This is a genomic window from Pseudomonas sp. SWRI77, assembly GCF_014269105.1.
GTDB lineage: Bacteria > Pseudomonadota > Gammaproteobacteria > Pseudomonadales > Pseudomonadaceae > Aquipseudomonas > Aquipseudomonas capeferrum.
The window spans coordinates 159,713-178,871 of record NZ_JABWRV010000002.1 but is presented as its reverse complement, the minus strand read 5'-3'; the positions used below and the strand labels follow the sequence as shown (position 1 = coordinate 178,871).

Below are 19,159 nucleotides of genomic sequence, written 5' to 3'. Positions count from 1 at the left end.
CTGACATGACCATGATCCAAGCACAATCGCTGAACCTGAGCTTCGGTGTGGGCGCTGCCTGCAACCAGGTGCTGCACGACGTCGACCTGACGGTAGAAGACGGCGAGTCGTTCGGCCTGGTCGGCGAGTCGGGCTCGGGCAAGACCACGGTCTTGCGCTGCCTGGCCGGCCAGTACCGGCATTGGAGCGGGGCGCTGAGCATTGCCGGGGCGCCCCTGCAACACAAGCTCAGCAAGGAACATTTTCGCAAGGTGCAGATGGTCTTCCAGGACCCTTACGGCTCGCTGCACCCGCGGCACACCATCGACACCGCGTTGCGCGAGCCGCTGACCATCCATGGCATGGGCGAACGCGACGACCGCATCAACGACATTTTGCTCAAGGTCGGGCTTAACGACAGCTTCCGCTACCGCTACCCGCACCAGTTGTCGGGCGGGCAACGCCAGCGCGTGGCCATCGCCCGGGCGCTGATCCTCGAACCGCGCGTGCTGTTGCTGGATGAACCGACGTCGGCGCTGGATGTGTCGGTGCAGGCCGAGATTCTCAACCTGCTGGCGGACCTGCGTCAGCGCGAGAAGCTGACCTACCTGATGGTCACCCACGACCTGGGTGTGGTCAGCCACCTGTGCGACAAGGTGGCGGTGATGCAGCAGGGGCGGATTGTCGAGCGCCTGGACAGCCAGGCCTTGAGCCAGGACCTGGCCTGCCACGACTACACCCGCATGCTGGTGCAAGCCAGCCGCGATTTCAGTGCCGAGTCGCCGCGCGTGGCATCCGCCTGATCAGCCACCTCACCGCAATGGCAACTACAAGGAAGATAAAAATGCCGTACGCAAGACCACTTCTGACCACGTTGGCCATCAGCTGCAGCCTGCCGCTGTGGGCGATGGAGCCCCCCACCAAGCTGCAGGTGCCGACGCTGGCCTATGACGACCAGCAGATCATCCTGGTCTGGGAAAAACCGGCCGACCACGCCGCCATCACCGACTACCACGTCTACGCCAACGGCAAGCTGCTCGGGGGCAGCAACGCCAACAACGGCCAGGTATCGCCCGCCAAACCCTACATCGACCACTTCTACCAGCAGGACACGCGCAATTTCCATCACCGCATCGCCATCCACAGTTACACCGCGCAGGGCCTGGCGCCCGACACCGAATACCGCTTCACCGTGCGTTCGGTGGGCCGCGACGGCAAAGAGTCGGCTGATAGCCCCGTCATCACCCAACGCACCACCGCCGTGCCGGCGTTGTTCGATGTCAAACAGTACGGCGCCAAGGGAGACGGCCGCGCCCTCGACACTGTCGCGATCCAGCGTGCCATCGATGCCTGCACAGCAGGCTGCAAAGTGCTGCTGCCCGCCGGCACCTACAAGAGCGGCTCGCTGTACCTCAAAAGCAACATGACCCTGGAAATCGCCGAGGGCGCGACGCTGCTGGGCTCCGAGCGCGCCGAGGACTATCCACGCCAAGGCTACATCCAGTACCCGTACTCCACCACCGTGCGCCCGGCCTCGCTGATCAACGCCTTGCCGCGTGACCCACGCAAGCACCAGGCATTCGAGAACATCCGCATTGTCGGCAAGGGCGTCATCGACGGCAACGGCTGGAAGCGCCACGCCGACGTGCTCGACGAGCGTGGCCAGGCGCTGCCGTTCTACCTGCCCAGCGACAATACCCGTTACCTGCAGGACGGCCTGCTGGCCAAAGCCCAGGTCGAACGTGCAGTAGCCGAGGGCATGAACGTCAAGGACGCCTATGGCCAGATGCGCTCGTCGCTGGTCACTTTGCGCAATGTCACCAACGTCTTCTACGGTGGCTTCACCGTGCTTAACCCGGCCTACCACGGCATCATGAACCTGGAGACCGAAAACGTGGTGCTGGCCAACACCACGCACAAGACCTACGACGCCAACAACGGCGATGGCATCGAGTTCGCCAACAGCCGTGGCGCCATGGTGTTCAACAACTTCTTCGATACCGGTGATGATTGCGTCAACTTCGCTGCCGGCACGGGCGCCGATGCGGTCAGGCAAAAGCCCCAGGAAGACGCCTGGATCTTCAACAACTACTTCCGCAAGGGCCACGGCATGGTCGTCGCAGGCAGCCACACCGGGGCGTGGATCCAGAACATCCTGGCCGAGGACAACGTCTCCGACGGCACCGATACCGGCTTGCGCATGAAGAGCACCAACTTCATGGGGGGTGGGGCGCGTAACGTGGTATTCCGCGATTCGGCGATGCGCAACACGGTCAAGCAGGCGTTTATCTTTACCCTCGATTACAACGACCCCAATGCCAAGCTGGACTACCAGAAGTCGACGATAGCGGGGCAGTTCCGCGATGTGCGGGTCAGCGATGTCACCGTCGAGAACGCCCAACTGGCGGCGATCGAGGTCAAGGGCGACAGCCTGCATGGCGCTTATCACCAAGGCCTGGCCTTCGAGCGCGTGCGCTTCAGCGGGCCCGCCAAGGTGAAGATCGACGGCCTGCAAGGCTCACGGTTCGAGGCGGTTCACTTCAGCGAAGCCGGCACCGGCAACCCCTGGCAGGTCGGTAGCAGCGAAGGGCTGGTGTTCAAGGATGTACGGCCAGCCCCTGAGCCCGCTCACTCGCTGTAGACCGCCTGAAGCTTCTGCGCCTCACGCAGGCGCATGCGGCTGTTGCTCAAGTGCAGGAACATCGCCGCACGGGCGGCATCGACCTGCCTGCTGACGATGGCGTCGAAGATCTGCTGATGTTCGGCGTTGATGCCTGCCAGGTAGGTGCTGCGATTGCTTTGCCCGGTGTAGGCCGAGTTCATCCGGGTGCGGGGGATCAGCTTGGTACCCAGGTGCTTCATGATGTCGATCAGGTAGGGGTTGCCAGCGGCCTTGGCGATTTTCAGGTGGAACTGGAAGTCGGCGTTGGTGGTGCTACCGGACTTTTCCGGACCTTGCAGCAGCGCCTTCAGCGCCTGTTCCAGTTCGTCGATGGCCTGGGGCGTGGCCCGTTCGGCGGCCATGCCGGCGGCTTGCACCTCCAGGCTCAGGCGAAACTCCAGCAGGTCGAGCACGTCGGACAACAGCATGATGGTCGCCGGCCCGACGTTGAAGCCTTCCGGTGCCGGCATATCGAGGACGAAGGTACCGACGCCGTGCTGGGTTTCGACCAGGCCGGCCGCCTGCATCCGCGACAAGGCGTCACGCACCACCGACCGGCTGACGCTTTCGGCGGCCATGATCTGGGTTTCGGTGGGGAGTTTGTCGCCACGCTTGAGGGTGCCCTCGCGCATGCGTTGGGCAAAGCGCTCGACCAGCGATTCGGCGAGGCGGCGCGGTTTGATTTGGGCGGTGGCGTTGAAGTCCGACATCGTCGTGCTCTTGGCTGATCAGCAGGCATTATAGTGCGTTTTGCGGCAAAACTGCGGTTACAATCCTCCATCGTCTGGTTTGAATGGATCCTCCCATGGAGCGTGTTAACCCTGATCGACGGGTCAGCCTGGCCCAGCAACTGGTGCTGGAGTTGTCGCGCAGCATATTGGCCGGCGAACTGCCGGCCGGTACCAAGCTGCCGACCGAGCAAGCCTTCACCGAAGCGCGCAAGGTCAGCCGTACCGTGGTTCGCGAGGCGATGTCGCGGCTGCAGGCCGAGGGCCTGGTAGAAACCCGGCGTGGCATCGGTACGTTCGTGATGGACACCATCCGGCCGGGCGACCTTCAAGCCCATCCACATGAAAAGGGCAGCGCCCTTGATGCGGTGGCACTGCTCGAACTACGCCTGAGCCTTGAAGTGGAGTGCGCTGCGCTGGCTGCGCAACGCGCTACACCCGGCCAGTTGCTGGCCATTCGCGCGGCGCTGGACGATGCCAATGCCGTGGGGCCGCTGCACAAGGACAGCACCCGTATCGTCTTCGAGTTTCACCTGCAGATTGCCCTGTGCACCGGCAACAGCTTTTTCATCGATGCCATGCAGCACCTGGCCGATACCTTGATGAGCGGCGCACAACGCACGCTCAGCGACGGGCAACGCGCCCAGCACGTGCGTGAGCGCGCGCAGCTGTACGTTGCGCTCGAGCATCACGACGCCGATGCCGCTCGGGCCGCCATGCGGCTGCATCTGACCAATGCCCTGCATCGCGCGCGCAGCGCCGTTCAGGCGCCGGCTTGAAAAAATGCCGTTCAGACGCCGGCGTGAAAAACTCTGAATCTTCCCGGGGGTAGCGCAGTCGACCGGTTGTAGCCAACTGACGGAGAACGCACATGTCTCGCCCCGATCAACCCAAGCCTTACACGCCAGCGGAAATCGACGACACCGAAGACCGCCTGGGCAGTGTCCACGAGCTTGACTTCGATGACCATAACGACGAACGCGAAGGGCGGGTGGGTGACGAGCGACCTGCCCGTGAAGTCGACCAGGAATTTGCGCCCAAACGTGTCGCCGAAGCCGGCATGACGGGCGGCGAGGCGCTGAGCGACAGCCTCCATGAAGATAATGTCACCTATGACGACATGAGCCCGGACACCTTGCTGGACGAGACCGGTGCCCGTGACCCGTATGAAGCCGGTGACGGCGAAGGCCCGGCTGACCAGTCCTTGCGGCGGGTCGGTGCGGGCGAAATTGGCGGCGGGTTCGGCCTGGACGAGGCTGAGCTGGCGCGTTCGGCGCCGCTGGACGGTGAACCCTGGACCGATGACGTAGTAGACGAGGAGGACAAACCCCATGAATGAGCAACGCTGTGCCTGTGCCCACTGTTCTTGCACGGTGGATGTCAATGCCTTGCAACAAGAGGGCAAGGCGTATTGCTGTGAAGCCTGTGCGTCGGGGCATCGCAATGGCGAGCCGTGTCGCATGAGCGGTTGTGATTGCGCTGAGGCGTCGCGGCCAGTCGAGGACGACGACAGCGCGGTGTGAATTGGACCGCCTTTTGGGGTTGCGAGCAGCCCCAAAAGGCGCCACTACGGGTCAATGCGTTTGCCAGATCCCGTCGCTGCGCTCGCAATCTGCCCGCGCCTGGCCAAGGCTGGGCGTGTCGTAATAGTAGGTAATCACCCGCGCATCCTTGGACAACGCCGGCCGTGTCGAAGGTTGCCCACCCCCGGCTTTGGGGTTGGCCAAGGCTTCCTGGGTCAAGGGCGCGATGCAACTGCCTACGCTGCCATCCGCGCACCGCGCGACTTTCTGCTTCTGCGTACTGAGCATGTCCTTGCTCTCGTTGCTGCACGACCAGTTGATCGCTTCGGCAGGCAGGTTGCTGTAGCTGTAACAGGTGTGCTGCTCAACCGGCTTGACGGCTTCGCTGGAGGAACGGGTCAGCACATTGCAGGCCTCTGCCAGCACATGGGTGCTGGCAAAGCTTGTGAGCATCATCATCAACAGAGCGACTCGCATACGCTACCTCCCGGGCCAAGGCCCTTGAACCGCGCTAGGCTGGGTTATCGCGCTGGCGCATGGCCTTGGCGCGCTTTTCCAGAATCAGATACGTAACGACTGCCAGCACCAGGGGGATCAGGTAGTACAGCGTTCGATACCCCAATAGCGCGGCTACCAGCGTGCCTTGAGGGATCTGGCCGTGCAGCAAGGCCAGGAACACCGTTTCAAGCACGCCAAGGCCTGCCGGGATGTGCGCGACCACACCTGCCACGCAACTGATGAGCAGGATCCCGAGAATCGACGGGTAAAAGGCCTTTTCAGGGAGCAGCCAGAAGATCAGCAGCGCCATCAACGCCCAGTTGCTGGCGCCAAGGGCTACCTGGCACAGCGCCAGGCGCAAGGCCGGCAGGGTGACTTCATGTTCGCGCCACTGCCAGGTACGTTTTTTTGCAAAGCCGCAGGCCAGCAGGTAGGCAAGGGCGATGGCCAGCAAGCCGAACCCGATCAGTTGCAAGCCTGTAGCGCCCACCGCCCAGCTTTCGGGCAGTTTCACCAAGCGCAGGGCGAATACCGTACCGGCCAGCAGCATGTAGCCCATCCAGTTGGTCAACAGGCCTAAGGTCAGGATGCGGGTGATCGTCGCGGTGTCCAGGCCAAGCCGGCCATACAGCCGATAACGCAAGGCGACGCCGCCCACCCATGTGGTGAAGTTGAGGTTGAAGGCGTAGCACACGAACGCCACCGGCAACACCTGCCTGGCGGGCAGCGTATGCCCTGTGTAGGCACGTGCGAGCAGGTCGTAACTGGCAAACGTCAGGTAGCTGCACAAGGCGATGACCAAGCCGATGGCCAGGGTCCCTGGTTTGTAGGCCAGCAGTGACTGACGCACCTCGTTCCAGTCAAGGTTGCGCGCCAGCATGTACAGCAAGGCGGGTATCAGCAACAGGAACAGCAAGGTGAACAGGCGCTTGGCCGAGGTTTGCCACCGTGTGCGCGCCATCAGGTCTGCCCCTCGTGAAAATCGCCGTGTGCTTCGACTTCCGGTTGCACCGAGCGCAAGCGCTGACGGTGCGCCGGGAACCAGCCGGCTATCCGCGGGAAGTGGCGTATGGCGTGGAAGCACAGGAAGATCAGCGGTGCCCGCCACCAGTAGCCGCGGATCATCCGTTCCAGGGTGACCGATTTGCATTGTTCGCTGGCCAGCGCCTGCAGATGCTGGTGCAACTGCTGGTTGAACCCACGATCGCGGATGAACAGGTTGGCCTCCAGGTTGAACGACAGGCTCAACGGGTCCAGGTTGCTTGAACCCACAGTGGCCCACTGGTCGTCGACCAAGGCGACCTTGCCGTGCAACGGCCGGCTGCAGTACTCGTGAATACGCACCCCGTCGCGCAATAGGTAGTTGTACAGCAGCCGCGACAAGGCCCGCACCCAGCGCATGTCGGGCTGGCCCTGCAGAATCAAGGTCACGGCCACCCCGCGCCGCGCTGCATTACGCAGTTCGCGCAGCAACCGGTAGCCCGGAAAGAAATAGGCATTGGCCACCACGATACGCTGCCGGGCCGCACGAAAGGCTTGCAGGTACTGCGCTTCGATGGCGGTGCTGCGCTGGCCATTGTCGCGCTCGACCAGCACGGCCGTGATCGCCCCGGTAGGCTCGGTGACCGGGCGCACCTCGCTGGGGGGCTGCAGCACCGGCGACATCAGGCGCCGACTGGTGGCGTGCACCTGGGCCACCACCGGGCCGGTGACCTCGACGGCGTAGTCCTGCTTGGCCATGGGCCCGTAGTCGCCCAGGTGGTCGGCACTGTAGTTGATGCCGCCGATGAACGCGCGCTGCCCATCGATCACCACGATCTTGCGGTGCAGGCGGCGAAACAGGTTGGTGCGCATGCCCACCAGCCTGGGCTGGGGGTCGAAGGCATGAAAGTTGACGCCGGCGTCGGTCATCGCCGAGATGAAGGCGTCGGGCAGGTCGGCAGTGCCGTAGCCATCGACCGCCACCTCGACGCGCACACCACGGCCAGCGGCCGCTATCAGCACCTGCTGCAGCTGCTGGCCGACCTTGTCATCGAAAATGATGAACGTCTCCAGCAGAATTTCTTCCCGCGCCTGGGCCATCGCCTCGAATACGCGTGGGTAGTATTGTTCGCCGTTGATCAGCAACTGCACGCTGTTGCCCTCTAGCCAAGGTCGGTTCACAGGCTTATCTCCGCAGCAAGGGGGACATGGTCAGAAAGGTGCGACCACGGGTACTTCGCCAGCACCTGCGCCTTGCCCGGCATGGCATTGCGCAGGTAGATACGGTCGAGCCGCAGCAGCGGCAACCGCGCCGGAAAGCTGCGCGCCGGGGTCCCGAAATGCTCGCCAAAGGCTTCGACCAGGTGTTCGGACAACACCGCATCGGCCTTCAGGCGCCAGTCATTGAAGTCGCCGGCAATGATCACCGGCGCCTTGGGCGGCAAGCTGTCGAGCAGTTCCAGCAACAAGCGCACCTGGCGCTGGCGGTGGGCCTCGCGCAGGCCCAGGTGCACGCACACCGCGTGTACCTGCTGATGGCCTGGCACGTCCAGGCAACAGTGCAGCAGGCCCCGCTGTTCATTGCCCTGAATAGAGACATCGAGGTTGGTGAACTGGCGGATCGGGAACTTCGACAGCAGGGCATTGCCGTGGTCGCCATGGGGGTACACGGCGTTGCGCCCATAGGCGAACTGCGGCCACATGCTGTCGGCCAAAAACTCGTACTGCGGGATTTCCGGCCACGCCGCATGGCGTATGGCATGTTGCTGATGGCTGCCGTGCACCTCCTGAAGAAACACCAGGTCGGCACCGGTGGCGCGTACGGCCTCACGCAGCTCCGGCAGGATGAAACGCCGGTTGAATACAGTGAAGCCCTTGTGCACGTTGATAGTCAGCACGTTCAGCCGATGCACCGTGGTGACGTTGTCGATGATGCAGCGGGGAGCTGTCAGGGTTCGGTTCAAAGCTCGACCTCCGGTGCGACGCCAGGCTCGGTGACCAGGTCGTAATCGAGTTTCAGCTTTTCCAGCAGGCGTCGCGCGTCGTAGGGCGCATGCACCTTCTGGTCGTTGTCGAAGTAGCAATAAATGTCGCGGGAGGCACGCTGGGGTGGCGCGCCGGGCACAATCAACTGCGCGTCTTCCACCTGGCCGCCCTGGCTCCAACGCACGATGCGTTGCTTCCAGCGGCGCAAGGCGTGCGCGGTGTAGCCGCTGCTGTACAGTTCCACGTCGCCGTGCAGGCGCATGTAGACAAAGTCGGCGGTGATATCTTCGACATATGGCCATTTGCCTGCGCTGTCGGCCACTACCAGCGCAATACGGTGTTTGCGCAGCAGCTTGACGAAGGCTTCACATAGAAAGCTCTCGTTGCGGATTTCCACGGCGTGGCGCAGCCGTGCGTTGCCATCGATGTCGGTACTGCCATTGCCCTTGAGGCGCTCGGCACACCCTTTGGCACATTCGCGCGCGGCGTCCCGGTTGCGCGGGAGCAGTTGGAAAAACCGGGCGAAGCGTGCTTCGTCGAACGTCATGTTGGGCGGAAACTGCCACAGGATGGGGCCCAGTTTGTCACCCAGCAACAACGGCCCGGAGGCAAAGAAATTGGCCACCGGCTCTTCGATATCCTTGAGCCTGCGTACATGGGTGATATAGCGCGGCCCCTTGACCGAGAACACGAAACCGTCTGGCGTCTCCTCACGCCAGCCCAGATACCGTTCGGGAGTTTGCAGGCTGTAGAACGAGCCATTGATCTCGATGCTGTTGACTGCCCGCGAGGCGAACGCCAGTTCGCTGTCCTGGCGCAGCCCCTTGGGGTAGAAATCCCTGCGCCAAGGGCCGTAGCGCCACCCTGATATTCCGATGCGGATCTCGCTCACGCTGCCTTCCTCATTGCCAGCTCTTTGAGAGGTCACTCTGAAATTGCGACTGGCACGGGCCTGTGAGGTTCAGCACGGTTGACCAACGGGAGCGCGAGCAGAGTTGAACTTTGCCGCCGATGGCGTCTCCACCGCATACCAATGAGGGCCTGCCCATTCAATGGATGACCCGCCACCCTGGAGGCAAGCATGGCCAGACATATCATCCATTTCACCGGCCCGATCAACTCATCCACCTGCGGCAACCTGATCAGCACCTGCTCGCGGGCCATGCAACAAGGCGCCGAATTGCTGCAACTGAACATCGCCACCATGGGCGGTGAGTGCAGTTATGGGTTCACCTTGTACAACTTCCTGCGCGCGTTGCCGATTCCGCTGCACACCCACAACCTGGGCACGGTGGAGTCTATGGGCAATATCCTGTTTCTGGCAGGCGAGCACCGCACCGCCTGTGCGTTCAGCAAGTTCCTGTTTCACCCCTTTCACTGGACGCTGCATGGCTCGGTCGACCATGCCAGGATGGCTGAATACGCCATGAGCCTGGACTACGACCTGCGCCTTTACGCGCAGATCGTCGCCGAACGGACCGAGGGCAGTGCCGAAGTGCTGGATGTGCCCCGTTACCTGATGGCGTATCCGCGGATACTGGGGCCCGAGGAGGCGCTGGAGAACGGGCTGATCCACGCCATCGACGAGATGCCGATCGAATCGCAAAGTACCCAGTGGAGTGTGCATGCCTGAGGCTGCGGCGCAAACATTTGGCCTACGGCTGTTTCATGCCACCCGTCAGCCCTGTGCAAAACGATTGAGCATTGGCGCTGATCACTGGCTCGGAATTAAGGCATTGCGCAGACAACCCTTCCATCGCAAGGAGAAACGACATGGCGCTTGAACAAGGGCGGACCAGCCAGCGCGGCGGCACCAAGGAGAACAACCCGGGCAATTTCGCCAATGACCGGGAAAAGGCGTCCCGCGCGGGGCATAAGGGCGGGAAAGTGTCCGGCGGCAACTTCGCCAACGACCGTGAACGGGCGTCGCAAGCCGGACGCAAGGGTGGGCAGAACAGCCATGGTGGCGGGCGACACTCGTGACCCAGGGCCTAGCCGATTGAATGCGTTGGGAGCGGGTTCGGCGCCGCGTTGAACCCGCTTCAACGCCATTCGAGGCCACTGGTACCGAAGGTCGGCAAAAATTTTGAATTTTCTCACACTGCCCCGATCAATCAGTGAGTCATCCATGGAGAAGAGGAGGCCCCTGCGATGCCTGGTCCACAGCTTTACATCATCGATTATCAACTGCATGGTCAGCCGCGCAGTTTCATCATTCGTCTTGAACGGTTGGACAACGCCGAAGCCTGGCATTGGGCAAGTTGTGATGCGGGCATCGGCATCATTCCCAAGTTCGGGCGGGAGAAAATCAAGAAAGTGAGCAGGCCAATGGCAGAACGCTACGGGATTACGGCGGTGAGCTGGCGTATTTCCGGGAGTAAACCCAATCAGCCAGTGGGTGACCCTGCAGTAGTGGGCTGATCGGTGGTGCGGCGATGGGCTGCACTGCAGCCCATCGATTCGGCAATCAGGCGCCCGATTCAGGGTCGCTGGCAGGCACCCCGGGGCGGTTTTCGTCATCATCGGTCAGGTTCGGATCGGCATCCGGGTCGTCCACCTGGTCCTGGCGCCTGTCAGGTTCCAGCTCTGGCCAGTCATCCTCGACGCTGCCACCCCCCATCTGCAGTCTGTCTTTCATCTCGCAACCCTCCGCTTGGATCGAGTCCACTTCGATAAAAAAGGGCCCGCGATCAGGCGGGCCCAATACAGGAGTGAGAGGCGAAGCCATTGACCACCCCTCATGAACTCAGAGCAACCAGCGCCGGGGGAGGTCAGTCCGATAGCCGCACGCCCTGACCAACGGTAAAGCGCGGCTACCCTTGGCCCGCGCTCAATCAGGCTTCTTCAGCACCAAGGTGAGAATGTCGTAACTCGCCACCAGCTCGCCCAACTGGTTGGTCACCTCGACGTCCCACGCCACCACACCTTGCGGCTGCCCCAGCGGGCTGGTCTTGCCTTGGTCGATCTTGCGCTTGCAGGTCAGGCGCGCCTGAATCGTGTCGCCGATACCCACTGGGTTGATGAAACGCAAGGTGTCCAGACCATAGTTGGCCAGCACCGGCCCAGCGCCGGGGGAGACGAACAGGCCCGCCGCCGCCGACAGCACGAAGTAACCATGGGCGATACGCTTGCCAAACTGCGACTCCTTGGCGGCGATCTCATCGAAGTGCATGTAGAAGTGGTCACCCGACAAGCAGCCGAAGTTGACCAGGTCCGCTTCGGTCACGGTACGCCGGTGGGTGAGCAGCGACTCACCGATACGCAGGTCCTGGAAGTAGCGGCGGAACGGATGCACTTCGCTTTCGATTACCTCGGCACCGCGTACATACTCGCCCGTCACGGCGCTGAGCATGCTCGGCGAGCCTTGCACTGCGGCGCGCTGCAGGTAGTGCTTGACCGCACGCAGGCCACCGAGCTCTTCGCCACCACCGGCACGCCCAGGGCCGCCGTGCTTGAGCTGGGGCAGCGGCGAGCCATGGCCGGTGGACTCCAGCGCGGCTTCGCGGTCCAGCACCAGCAGGCGACCATGCCAGGCGGCGGCGATTGGGATGGCCTTGGCGGCAACGGCTCGGTCGGCGGTGACCAGGGTCGCCACCAGGCTGCCCTTGCCGCGGGCAGCCAAGGCCAAGGCTTCGTCAAGGTCGTCGTAGGCCATCAGCGTGCTGACCGGGCCGAACGCTTCGATATCGTGGGCACCGCCTTCGGCATGCGGGTCGCGCGCCTGAAGCAGGGTCGGCGCAAAGAACGCCCCTTCGGCAACGCCCTCGCCACGCGGCGCAAACCCGTCACTGGCGCCGAACAACTGGTCGCAGCTCTGCAGCAGGCTGCGGACCCTCTCACCAACGTCACGTTGCTGATCATGGGAAGCCAAGGCACCCATGCGCACGCCCTCCAGCGAAGGGTCGCCGACCACCACCTTGCTCAAGCGCTCGCGCAGGCGGGTGGCGACGGCGTCGATGTGCTTGGCCGGTACGATGGCGCGGCGGATGGCGGTGCATTTCTGCCCGGCCTTGGTGGTCATTTCACGCACCACCTCCTTGATGTACAGGTCGAACTCTTCGCTGTCCGGGGTTACGTCCGGGCCGAGGATCGCGCAGTTCAGCGAGTCCGCCTCGGCGGTGAAGGGCACCGAGTTGCGGATCAGGTTCGGCGTGACACGTAATTTGGCTGCGGTATCGGCGGAACCGGTGAAGGTCACCACGTCCTGGCCCTGCAGGCGGTCGAGCAGGTCGCCGGTGCTGCCGATCACCAGTTGCAGGCTGGCGGCCGGCAGCAGGCCCGACGCGTGCATCAGGCGCACCACGGCTTCGGTCAGGTAACTGGTGGATGTGGCGGGTTTGACAATGCACGGCATGCCGGCCAGGAAGGTGGGCGCGAACTTCTCCAGCATGCCCCAGATGGGGAAGTTGAACGCATTGATATGCACGGCGACGCCAGCACGCGGCACCAGGATATGGCTGCCGGCGAAATGGCCTTGCTTGCCCAATGGTATCGCCGGGCCTTCGTGCACCAGGTTGCCCGAGGGCAGTTCGCGGCTGCCGATGCCGGCGTAGGCGAACAGCGTGGCATTACCGCCTTCGATGTCGATCCAGCTGTCGGCGCGGGTGGCGCCACTGTGGTGTGACAGGGCATAGAGCTGCTCTTTGTGCTCGGCCAGGTACAGCGCCAGGGCCTTGAGGCGGGCTGCGCGCTGCTGGAAGTCCATGGCCATCAGTTCGGCCAGGCCACGGGCGCGGGCAAAGTCCACGGCTTCGGCGAAGTCTGGGCGTTCTTCATGGTTGTAGGCCAGGACATGGCCGTTCAAGGCACTGCGCAGGGCCTGGGCGCCGTGCTGTCCGATCCAGCGGCCAGCGATGAAGCTCTGCAGGGTTGGGGCGTCAGACATGCTGTTCTCCTCTTGAGGGCGCTGTTACCACAGCGCCAGGGTGTAGCCGATGATCAGGCGGTTCTCGTCCACGGCATTGGTCAGGCCATTGCCGGAGCGGAAGGTGACGTTGCGCCAGCGCAGGCTGACGTCCTTGAACGGGCCGCTCTGGATGACGTAGGTGAGGTCGGTGTCGCGCTCGCGCTCACGGCCGTTGCTGACGGTTGCGGTCTCGGCGTGGCGGCCGTCGGTGTAGCGGGTCATGAAACTCAGGCCAGGGATGCCCATGGCGACGAAATCGTAGTCATAGCGCACCTGCCACGAATCGAGCCCGGCGCGGGTGAAGGTGTTGTAGGTCACCAGGTTGACGGTGAACGGGTCGCCGCCGTTGACGAAGGGGAAGGCGCTGTCGCCGGACATCTGCTGCCAGGTGGCAGTGAACTTGTGCGCCCTGACGCCGAGGGTGAACATGGCGTTGAAGTTGCGGTTGTCGATGTTGCCGGCGCGTTCGGCGCCATCATTGCGGCTGTCGAAGTACCGCAGGTCGCTGCGCAGGCTCAGGCCTTCGCCCAGCGGGCGGGTGTCGACCAGGCCGACGAACTGCTGGCGGTAGATGTCTTCGAGCTTGGCGTAGTAGTAGCTGACGCTGGTCTGCGGGGTAATGGCATAGCTGCCACCGCCGAAGTCCAGGTGGTCGCTGCTGGCGGCGCCGTAGCCGATGTCGTCGCGGCCGGACGAGTCGCGCAGGTTGGCCTTGGTCAGGCGCCCGGCGTTGACGGTCAGGCCGTCGAGTTCCTGGCTGGTCAGCAGGCCGCCCTGGAAGGTCGAGGCCAGCAGGCGTGTGTCGTTGTACACCACCACCGGTAGGATCGGCTGCAAGGTGCCCAGGCGCAGGGTGCTCTTGGACACGCGCACTTTACCGGTCAGGCCTAACTCACTGTAGTCATCGACAGGCTCGTGGCTGTTCGGGCCAAACGGCAGCAGGCCAGTGTTGCGGCGGTCACGGCTGCTGTCGAGCTTGACGCCCAACTGGCCCATGGCATCCACGCCGACGCCTACCGGGCCTTCGGTGAAGCCCGATTCCAGGCGGGCAGTAAAGCCTTGGCCCCATTCCTCGGCCTTGGCCTGCGGCGCATTGCTCTGGCGGAAGTCGCGGTTGATGTAGTGGTTGCGCAGTTCCAGGCGCGCATGGCTGTCGCCGACGAAGTCCGCCATGGCCGGCAAGGGCAGGGCGAGCGTGGCAAGCCAGGTGAGGCAAGAGAAGCGAGTGCGGTTCATTGTTGTTGTACCCGACATGGTTGTTCTCGAAATCAGTGCTTGCTGGCGCCGGCGGCGCCAATACCGGTCATGGAGCGAATGAACTGCGCCAGGTAGCGGCCACGTTCTTCGGTGGCCCGCGCCGAACTGTCGGTGACCGAGAACACCCAGGCGCCGAGGAACGCCAGGCTCATCGAGAACAGCGCCGGGTTGCTGTAGGGGAACAGTGCCTGTTCGTTGTGCAGCACGTTGACCCACACCGCCGGGCCCAGTACCACCAGCACGACGGCCGAGAACAGCCCGGCCATGCTGCCGCACACCGCGCCGCGGGTAGTCAGGCCCTTCCAGAACATCGAAAGCAGCAACACCGGGAAGTTGACCGACGCGGCCACGGCCAGCACCAGGCCGGAGAGGAAGGCGATGTTCTGCGACTCGAACACCAGCCCGAGCACCACGGCCAGCAGGCCGATCACCAGGGTGGCGATACGCGAAACCCGCATCTCTTGCTGCTCGGTGGCCTGGCCTTTGCGCATCACACAGGCATACAGGTCGTGGGACACCGCCGACGCACCGGATAGCGCCAGGCCAGCCACGACCGCCAGAATGGTGGCGAAGGCCACGGCAGAAATGAAACCGAGGAACAGGTTGCCACCCACCGCCTGGGCCAGGTGCACCGCGACCATGTTGCCGCCGCCGATGATCGCGCCCGCTGCATCGCGGTAAGACGGCTCGGTGCCGACCATGACGATGGCGCCGAAGCCGATGACGATCAGCAGCAGGTAGAAGTAGCCAATGAAACCGGTGGCGTAGAACACGCTCTTACGCGCTTCCTTGGCATCGCTGACGGTGAAGAACCGCATCAGGATATGAGGCAGGCCCGCCGTGCCGAACATCATGCCCAGGCCCAGCGAAATCGCGTCCACCGGGTTCGACAGCAAGCCGCCCGGCGCCATGATTGCCTGGCCCTTGGCGTGCACGGCAACGGCACTGGCAAACATCGCCTCGGTGCTGAAGCCAAAGTGCTTGAGCACCATGAAGGCCATGAACGTGGTACCGCTGAGCAACATCACCGCCTTGATGATCTGCACCCAGGTGGTGGCGAGCATGCCGCCGAAGGTCACGTAGGCGACCATCAGCACCCCGACCAGCATCACCGCATACAGGTAGCTGATACCGAACAGCAGCTCGATCAGCTTGCCGGCACCGACCATCTGCGCCACCAGGTACATCAGCGCCACGACCAGGGTGCCGAACGCCGACGTCAGGCGCACGGGGGTTTGAGCCAGGCGGTAGGACACCACATCGGCAAAGGTGTACTTGCCCAGGTTGCGCAAGCGCTCGGCAATCAGGAACAGGATGATCGGCCAACCCGCGAGCACGCCCAAGGCGTACAGCAAGCCGTCGTAGCCGTTCATGAACATCATTGCCGAAATGCCCAGGAACGACGCGGCGCTGATCATGTCGCCGGCGATCGCCAGGCCGTTCTGCATGCCGGTCAGGCCGCCGCCGGCGGTGTAGAAGTCACTGGCCGAACGGGTCCGCAATGCGGCCCAGCGGGTGACCAGCAAGGTGAAGCAGACGAACACCATGAACATCGAGATGGCGGTCCAGTTCATTGCGCGCACTCCTGCTTGACCTTGTCGTTGAGCGGGTCGAGCACGTTGTTGGCGCGGTGCACGTAAATGCCGGTGAGGGCGAACGACAACAGCACCATGAGCACGCCCACGAGCATGCCGACGGTGGTCACGCCACCGCTGAGCGACTGGCCGAGGGTGCTGGGCGAGAACGCCACCAGCAGGACGAAGCCGTAGTAGATCACCAGCATGGCCAGGGTCAGGCTGCCGTTGAGGCGGCGCTTGCGCCGGACCAGGTGCTGGAAGTCGGGGTGGTTGGCGATGCTTGCGATGCGTTCGGGGGTCATGGGTCAGCGATCTCTTGGTGTTGTAGTTGTTTTTTGTGAGGTCACACGGGTGTTGCATGCGGTGTTGTAAAGCGGCGCGGGTTTACAACTGGTCGAAGTCGAGCACCACCTTGTCGCTCACCGGGTAGGTCTGGCACGACAGCACATAGCCCGCCGCCACTTCGTAGTCTTCCAGCGCATGGTTGCTATCCATCTCTACCTCGCCCTCGATCACCCGGCACTTGCAGGTGGAGCACACGCCCGCCTTGCACGAGTAGGGCAGCTCGGCGCCAATGGCATTACCGGCGTCCAGCACGTTCTGGCTGTTGCGCGGCAGGTCGAACGACAGGGCGCGGCCATCGCTGATCACGGTGATATGGCTGAGCGCCGAATCCACCTGGCGCGCCGCTTCACGGGCCTCGCGGCGTGCTTCGCTGCCGGCGGCGGCAAACAGTTCGAAATGGATGCGCTCCTTGCCCATGCCGTTGGCCAGCAGGCTGTCACGCACGGTTTCGGTCATCGCCTGGGGGCCGCAGATGAACGCCGCGTCCAGCGTGGTGACGTCCAGCCAGCGGGCGAACAGTTGGCCGCACTTGTCGGCATCGATCCGGCCGTTGTACAGGTCGACATCCTGCTGTTCGCGGCTGAACACGAAAATCAGGTTCAGGCGGTCCAGGTAACGGTTTTTCAGGTCTTCGAGCTTGTCGCGGAACAACGCACCGGAGCTGGAGCGGTTGCCGTACAGCAGGGTGAAGCGGCTGTGCGGCTCACTGGCCAGGGTGGTGGCGATGATCGACAGGATCGGCGTGATGCCGCTGCCTGCGGCCACGCCCAGGTAGTGGCCATGACGGGCAGGGTCCAGCGGTACGTGGAAACTGCCGGACGGCGGCATCACTTCCAGTTGCTGGCCAGCCTTGAGCACGTCATTGGCAAAGGCGGAGAAACGCCCGCCCGGCACGCGCTTGACGGCTACCCGCAGCTCGCCATCCTGAACCGCGCTGCAGATGGAATACGAGCGGCGTACTTCCTCGTTGTCCAACTGGGTACGCATGACCAGGTACTGGCCCTGGGTAAAGCTGAATTGCGCCTGCAAGTGCTCAGGCACGTCGAAGGCGATGGATACCGCGTCGCGGGTCTCGTTACGCACTTGCTTGATGGTCAGGCTGTGAAACTGGCTCATGGTGTTCTCCACGGCTCAAATGCATTTGAAATAGTCGAACGGCTCCAGGCACTCGCGGCAGCGGTACAGCGCCTTGCAGGCCGTGGAGCCGAACTGGCTGAGTAGTTCGGTGTGGGGGCTGGCGCACTGCGGGCAGCACACCTGGGGCGCTTCACCGAGCAAACTGCGCTTGCTGGTGCTGCCCTCGGGCGGTGCGATGCCGTAGGCGCGCAAGCGTTGGCGGCCCAGCTCGCTGATCCAGTCGGTGCTCCAGGCCGGGGTCAGCCGCCGCTCCAGCGCAGGGGCAGCGAAACCGGCCTGTTGCAGCGCGTCACGGATGTCGGCCTCGATCACCTCGGTCGCCGGGCAACCGGAATAGGTCGGCGTGACTACCAGGTGCAGGTGGCCGGCGCGCCAGTCGAGGTCGCGGACGATGCCCAGGTCGACCACGCTGACTACCGGCACTTCCGGGTCCATGACCTGCTCCAGTACTTCCCAGGCCCGGGCCAGGTCATCGCCGCGGGCCGCACGGGCGCCGAGGTCGCTGGCAATCAGCTCACCAGGTTGCATCGGGGTAGGCCCGTGGCAGGAACTGCATTTCGGCCAGCAACAGCCCCAGGTGCTCGGTGTGCAGGCCTTTGCGGCTGTCCAGGTAGAAATGGCTGGCCGCCTTGGGCAGCGGCAGTTGCACCGAATCGAAAATCGCTGTCACCTGCTTGAGCCAGGCCGCACCGACGCTGCGCGGGTCGGCAGCAATGCCGGCCTCGGCCAGGCGCACTTCGTTTTCGCTGCCTGCCGTCAGTTCGACGGTGAAGCGCCACAGCGCGGGGATCGCATCGAGCATGCGCCGACGGCTTTCGTCAGTGCCGCCGCCCAGGCGCTGCACCCATTCGCCGGAGCGCCGCAGGTGGTAGGTGACCTCCTTGAGTGCCTTGGCGGCAATGCCGGCGATACGTTCGTCGCTGGACGCGGCCAGGCCCTGCAGCACCGCGTAATGCCAGGCGTCATAGAAGAACTGCTTGGTCATGGTCACGGCAAAGTCGCCATTGGGTTGCTCGACCAGCAGCAGGTTGCGGTAGGCGCGTTCGTCGCGACGCATGGCAAGGGCGTCGGCATCACGGCCGTCATCGAGCAGCTCGGCGGCGTACTCCAGCCAGTTACGGGCCTGGCCGACCAGGTCGAGGCCGACGTTCATCAAGGCCAGCTCTTCTTCGATGGCCGGCGCATGGCCGCACCATTCACAAAGGCGCTGGCCCTGCACCAGGGCGGTGTCGCCCAGTAGCAGCAAATACGGGATAAGCGTTTCTGTATGCATGGCCAACCTCACATGTGTCCGACTTCGTCGGGCAGTTCGTAAAAGCTGGCGTGGCGGTAGACCTTGTCGTCCGAAGGGGCGAACAACGGGTCTTTCTCGTCAGGCGAGGAGGCGGTGATCAGCGCCGAAGGCACCACCCACAGGCTCACGCCTTCGCTGCGGCGGGTGTACAGCTCACGGGCATTCTCGATTGCCATGGCGGCGTCGGCGGCATGCACGCTGCCGACATGCTTGTGGTTCAAGCCGTGCTTGCTGCGCACGAACACTTCGTAGAGGGTCCAGACAGACATTTTCGATCTCCGCATCA

The 19,159-nt window shown here is 63.6% G+C and carries 23 protein-coding genes; 8 read left to right on the top strand and 15 right to left on the bottom strand.

What is annotated here, in order from left to right; genetic code table 11:
* The first annotated feature begins 5 nt into the window (after positions 1–5).
* Both HU766_RS03260 and HU766_RS03255 read left to right on the top strand, forming a co-directional pair.
* On the top strand, positions 6–782 hold the full coding sequence (locus HU766_RS03260) for an ABC transporter ATP-binding protein (RefSeq protein WP_033697925.1): 777 nt from the start codon (positions 6–8) through the stop codon (positions 780–782).
* 41 nt (positions 783–823) lie between these two features.
* Entirely contained in the window at positions 824–2,620 is a 1,797-nt protein-coding gene (locus tag HU766_RS03255) for a glycoside hydrolase family 28 protein (protein WP_238338551.1), read from the top strand.
* On the opposite strand, the gene HU766_RS03250 is transcribed toward HU766_RS03255, so the two are convergent.
* Entirely contained in the window at positions 2,608–3,351 is a 744-nt protein-coding gene (locus HU766_RS03250; protein ID WP_047583192.1) for a FadR/GntR family transcriptional regulator, read from the bottom strand. The two genes, HU766_RS03255 and HU766_RS03250, sit on opposite strands and share 13 nt — an antisense overlap.
* A gap of 95 nt (positions 3,352–3,446) precedes the next feature.
* Here HU766_RS03250 and HU766_RS03245 point away from each other — a divergent pair, with 95 nt between their 5' ends.
* From HU766_RS03245 to HU766_RS03235, 3 genes are all read left to right on the top strand, one after another.
* Positions 3,447–4,148 (top strand): GntR family transcriptional regulator, encoded by a 702-nt coding sequence (locus tag HU766_RS03245; protein ID WP_186653346.1) that lies wholly within the window; start codon positions 3,447–3,449, stop codon positions 4,146–4,148.
* Between the two features lie 92 nt (positions 4,149–4,240).
* On the top strand, positions 4,241–4,708 hold the full coding sequence (locus HU766_RS03240) for a phosphotransferase system, HPr-related protein (RefSeq protein ID WP_186653344.1): 468 nt from the start codon (positions 4,241–4,243) through the stop codon (positions 4,706–4,708).
* Positions 4,701–4,892: a metallothionein gene (locus HU766_RS03235; protein WP_077068409.1), complete on the top strand. Its 192-nt coding sequence runs from the start codon at positions 4,701–4,703 to the stop codon at positions 4,890–4,892. Before HU766_RS03240 ends, HU766_RS03235 begins: the two co-directional genes overlap by 8 nt.
* A gap of 51 nt (positions 4,893–4,943) precedes the next feature.
* Here the strand turns inward: HU766_RS03235 and HU766_RS03230 are convergent, their stop codons facing one another.
* The 5 genes from HU766_RS03230 to HU766_RS03210 are packed head-to-tail and all read right to left on the bottom strand — an operon-like array spanning position 4,944 to position 9,249.
* Positions 4,944–5,369: a hypothetical protein gene (locus tag HU766_RS03230; protein WP_033697920.1), complete on the bottom strand. Its 426-nt coding sequence runs from the start codon at positions 5,367–5,369 to the stop codon at positions 4,944–4,946.
* A 34-nt stretch (positions 5,370–5,403) separates the two neighbouring features.
* Positions 5,404–6,351, bottom strand: coding sequence for a lysylphosphatidylglycerol synthase domain-containing protein (locus HU766_RS03225; protein ID WP_186653342.1), 948 nt, complete (start codon positions 6,349–6,351; stop codon positions 5,404–5,406).
* A complete protein-coding gene (gene clsB, locus HU766_RS03220; protein WP_186653340.1) occupies positions 6,351–7,553 on the bottom strand; it encodes a cardiolipin synthase ClsB in 1,203 nt (400 codons plus the stop codon). Before clsB ends, HU766_RS03225 begins: the two co-directional genes overlap by 1 nt.
* The gene (locus HU766_RS03215; RefSeq protein ID WP_186653338.1) at positions 7,550–8,335 is read right to left on the bottom strand and encodes an endonuclease/exonuclease/phosphatase family protein; all 786 of its coding nucleotides are present in this window, start codon (positions 8,333–8,335) and stop codon (positions 7,550–7,552) included. Before HU766_RS03215 ends, clsB begins: the two co-directional genes overlap by 4 nt.
* Positions 8,332–9,249 (bottom strand): DUF72 domain-containing protein, encoded by a 918-nt coding sequence (locus HU766_RS03210; RefSeq protein ID WP_186653327.1) that lies wholly within the window; start codon positions 9,247–9,249, stop codon positions 8,332–8,334. Before HU766_RS03210 ends, HU766_RS03215 begins: the two co-directional genes overlap by 4 nt.
* A 189-nt stretch (positions 9,250–9,438) precedes the next feature.
* Here HU766_RS03210 and HU766_RS03205 point away from each other — a divergent pair, with 189 nt between their 5' ends.
* The 3 genes from HU766_RS03205 to HU766_RS03195 all read left to right on the top strand — a co-directional run bounded on the left by HU766_RS03205 (position 9,439) and on the right by HU766_RS03195 (position 10,778).
* Positions 9,439–9,990: an ATP-dependent Clp protease proteolytic subunit gene (locus HU766_RS03205; protein WP_186653324.1), complete on the top strand. Its 552-nt coding sequence runs from the start codon at positions 9,439–9,441 to the stop codon at positions 9,988–9,990.
* Positions 9,991–10,130: 140 nt separating this feature from the next.
* Positions 10,131–10,340 carry a general stress protein gene (locus tag HU766_RS03200; protein WP_186653322.1) on the top strand — a complete coding sequence of 70 codons (210 nt, stop codon included), beginning with the start codon at positions 10,131–10,133 and terminating at the stop codon, positions 10,338–10,340.
* Positions 10,341–10,508: 168 nt separating this feature from the next.
* Positions 10,509–10,778, top strand: coding sequence for a DUF6555 family protein (locus HU766_RS03195; protein WP_077068408.1), 270 nt, complete (start codon positions 10,509–10,511; stop codon positions 10,776–10,778).
* Between the two features lie 46 nt (positions 10,779–10,824).
* Here the strand turns inward: HU766_RS03195 and HU766_RS03190 are convergent, their stop codons facing one another.
* The 9 genes from HU766_RS03190 to paaB form a co-directional block, all read right to left on the bottom strand.
* Positions 10,825–10,995, bottom strand: coding sequence for a hypothetical protein (locus tag HU766_RS03190; protein WP_186653691.1), 171 nt, complete (start codon positions 10,993–10,995; stop codon positions 10,825–10,827).
* A gap of 192 nt (positions 10,996–11,187) precedes the next feature.
* Complete coding sequence (gene paaZ, locus HU766_RS03185; RefSeq protein WP_186653319.1) at positions 11,188–13,242, bottom strand: phenylacetic acid degradation bifunctional protein PaaZ; 2,055 nt, start codon at positions 13,240–13,242, stop codon at positions 11,188–11,190.
* A 24-nt stretch (positions 13,243–13,266) separates the two neighbouring features.
* On the bottom strand, positions 13,267–14,499 hold the full coding sequence (locus HU766_RS03180) for an OprD family porin (RefSeq protein ID WP_186653316.1): 1,233 nt from the start codon (positions 14,497–14,499) through the stop codon (positions 13,267–13,269).
* A 32-nt stretch (positions 14,500–14,531) separates the two neighbouring features.
* Positions 14,532–16,094 carry a cation acetate symporter gene (locus tag HU766_RS03175; protein ID WP_033697909.1) on the bottom strand — a complete coding sequence of 521 codons (1,563 nt, stop codon included), beginning with the start codon at positions 16,092–16,094 and terminating at the stop codon, positions 14,532–14,534.
* The gene (locus tag HU766_RS03170; protein WP_012314487.1) at positions 16,091–16,399 is read right to left on the bottom strand and encodes a DUF485 domain-containing protein; all 309 of its coding nucleotides are present in this window, start codon (positions 16,397–16,399) and stop codon (positions 16,091–16,093) included. Before HU766_RS03170 ends, HU766_RS03175 begins: the two co-directional genes overlap by 4 nt.
* An 82-nt stretch (positions 16,400–16,481) precedes the next feature.
* A complete protein-coding gene (gene paaE / locus HU766_RS03165) occupies positions 16,482–17,558 on the bottom strand; it encodes a 1,2-phenylacetyl-CoA epoxidase subunit PaaE (protein WP_033697908.1) in 1,077 nt (358 codons plus the stop codon).
* 15 nt (positions 17,559–17,573) lie between these two features.
* Positions 17,574–18,107, bottom strand: coding sequence for a 1,2-phenylacetyl-CoA epoxidase subunit PaaD (gene paaD / locus HU766_RS03160; RefSeq protein WP_033697907.1), 534 nt, complete (start codon positions 18,105–18,107; stop codon positions 17,574–17,576).
* The gene (gene paaC, locus HU766_RS03155) at positions 18,094–18,852 is read right to left on the bottom strand and encodes a 1,2-phenylacetyl-CoA epoxidase subunit PaaC (RefSeq protein ID WP_033697906.1); all 759 of its coding nucleotides are present in this window, start codon (positions 18,850–18,852) and stop codon (positions 18,094–18,096) included. Before paaC ends, paaD begins: the two co-directional genes overlap by 14 nt.
* An 8-nt stretch (positions 18,853–18,860) precedes the next feature.
* A complete protein-coding gene (paaB, locus tag HU766_RS03150) occupies positions 18,861–19,142 on the bottom strand; it encodes a 1,2-phenylacetyl-CoA epoxidase subunit PaaB (RefSeq protein ID WP_004374528.1) in 282 nt (93 codons plus the stop codon).
* Positions 19,143–19,159 lie beyond the last annotated feature (17 nt).

Coding starts and splice junctions, on each gene's coding strand:
- HU766_RS03255 (WP_238338551.1), top strand. CDS start 824: ATGCCGTACGCAAGACCACTTCTGACCACGTTGGCCATCAGCTGCAGC.
- HU766_RS03230 (WP_033697920.1), bottom strand. CDS start 5,369: ATGCGAGTCGCTCTGTTGATGATGATGCTCACAAGCTTTGCCAGCACC.
- HU766_RS03225 (WP_186653342.1), bottom strand. CDS start 6,351: ATGGCGCGCACACGGTGGCAAACCTCGGCCAAGCGCCTGTTCACCTTG.
- HU766_RS03260 (WP_033697925.1), top strand. CDS start 6: ATGACCATGATCCAAGCACAATCGCTGAACCTGAGCTTCGGTGTGGGC.
- HU766_RS03235 (WP_077068409.1), top strand. CDS start 4,701: ATGAATGAGCAACGCTGTGCCTGTGCCCACTGTTCTTGCACGGTGGAT.
- HU766_RS03205 (WP_186653324.1), top strand. CDS start 9,439: ATGGCCAGACATATCATCCATTTCACCGGCCCGATCAACTCATCCACC.
- paaD (WP_033697907.1), bottom strand. CDS start 18,107: ATGCAACCTGGTGAGCTGATTGCCAGCGACCTCGGCGCCCGTGCGGCC.
- paaE (WP_033697908.1), bottom strand. CDS start 17,558: ATGAGCCAGTTTCACAGCCTGACCATCAAGCAAGTGCGTAACGAGACC.
- HU766_RS03190 (WP_186653691.1), bottom strand. CDS start 10,995: ATGAAAGACAGACTGCAGATGGGGGGTGGCAGCGTCGAGGATGACTGG.
- HU766_RS03250 (WP_047583192.1), bottom strand. CDS start 3,351: ATGTCGGACTTCAACGCCACCGCCCAAATCAAACCGCGCCGCCTCGCC.
- paaB (WP_004374528.1), bottom strand. CDS start 19,142: ATGTCTGTCTGGACCCTCTACGAAGTGTTCGTGCGCAGCAAGCACGGC.
- HU766_RS03195 (WP_077068408.1), top strand. CDS start 10,509: ATGCCTGGTCCACAGCTTTACATCATCGATTATCAACTGCATGGTCAG.
- paaZ (WP_186653319.1), bottom strand. CDS start 13,242: ATGTCTGACGCCCCAACCCTGCAGAGCTTCATCGCTGGCCGCTGGATC.
- paaC (WP_033697906.1), bottom strand. CDS start 18,852: ATGCATACAGAAACGCTTATCCCGTATTTGCTGCTACTGGGCGACACC.
- HU766_RS03240 (WP_186653344.1), top strand. CDS start 4,241: ATGTCTCGCCCCGATCAACCCAAGCCTTACACGCCAGCGGAAATCGAC.
- HU766_RS03180 (WP_186653316.1), bottom strand. CDS start 14,499: ATGAACCGCACTCGCTTCTCTTGCCTCACCTGGCTTGCCACGCTCGCC.
- HU766_RS03200 (WP_186653322.1), top strand. CDS start 10,131: ATGGCGCTTGAACAAGGGCGGACCAGCCAGCGCGGCGGCACCAAGGAG.
- HU766_RS03245 (WP_186653346.1), top strand. CDS start 3,447: ATGGAGCGTGTTAACCCTGATCGACGGGTCAGCCTGGCCCAGCAACTG.
- HU766_RS03170 (WP_012314487.1), bottom strand. CDS start 16,399: ATGACCCCCGAACGCATCGCAAGCATCGCCAACCACCCCGACTTCCAG.
- HU766_RS03175 (WP_033697909.1), bottom strand. CDS start 16,094: ATGAACTGGACCGCCATCTCGATGTTCATGGTGTTCGTCTGCTTCACC.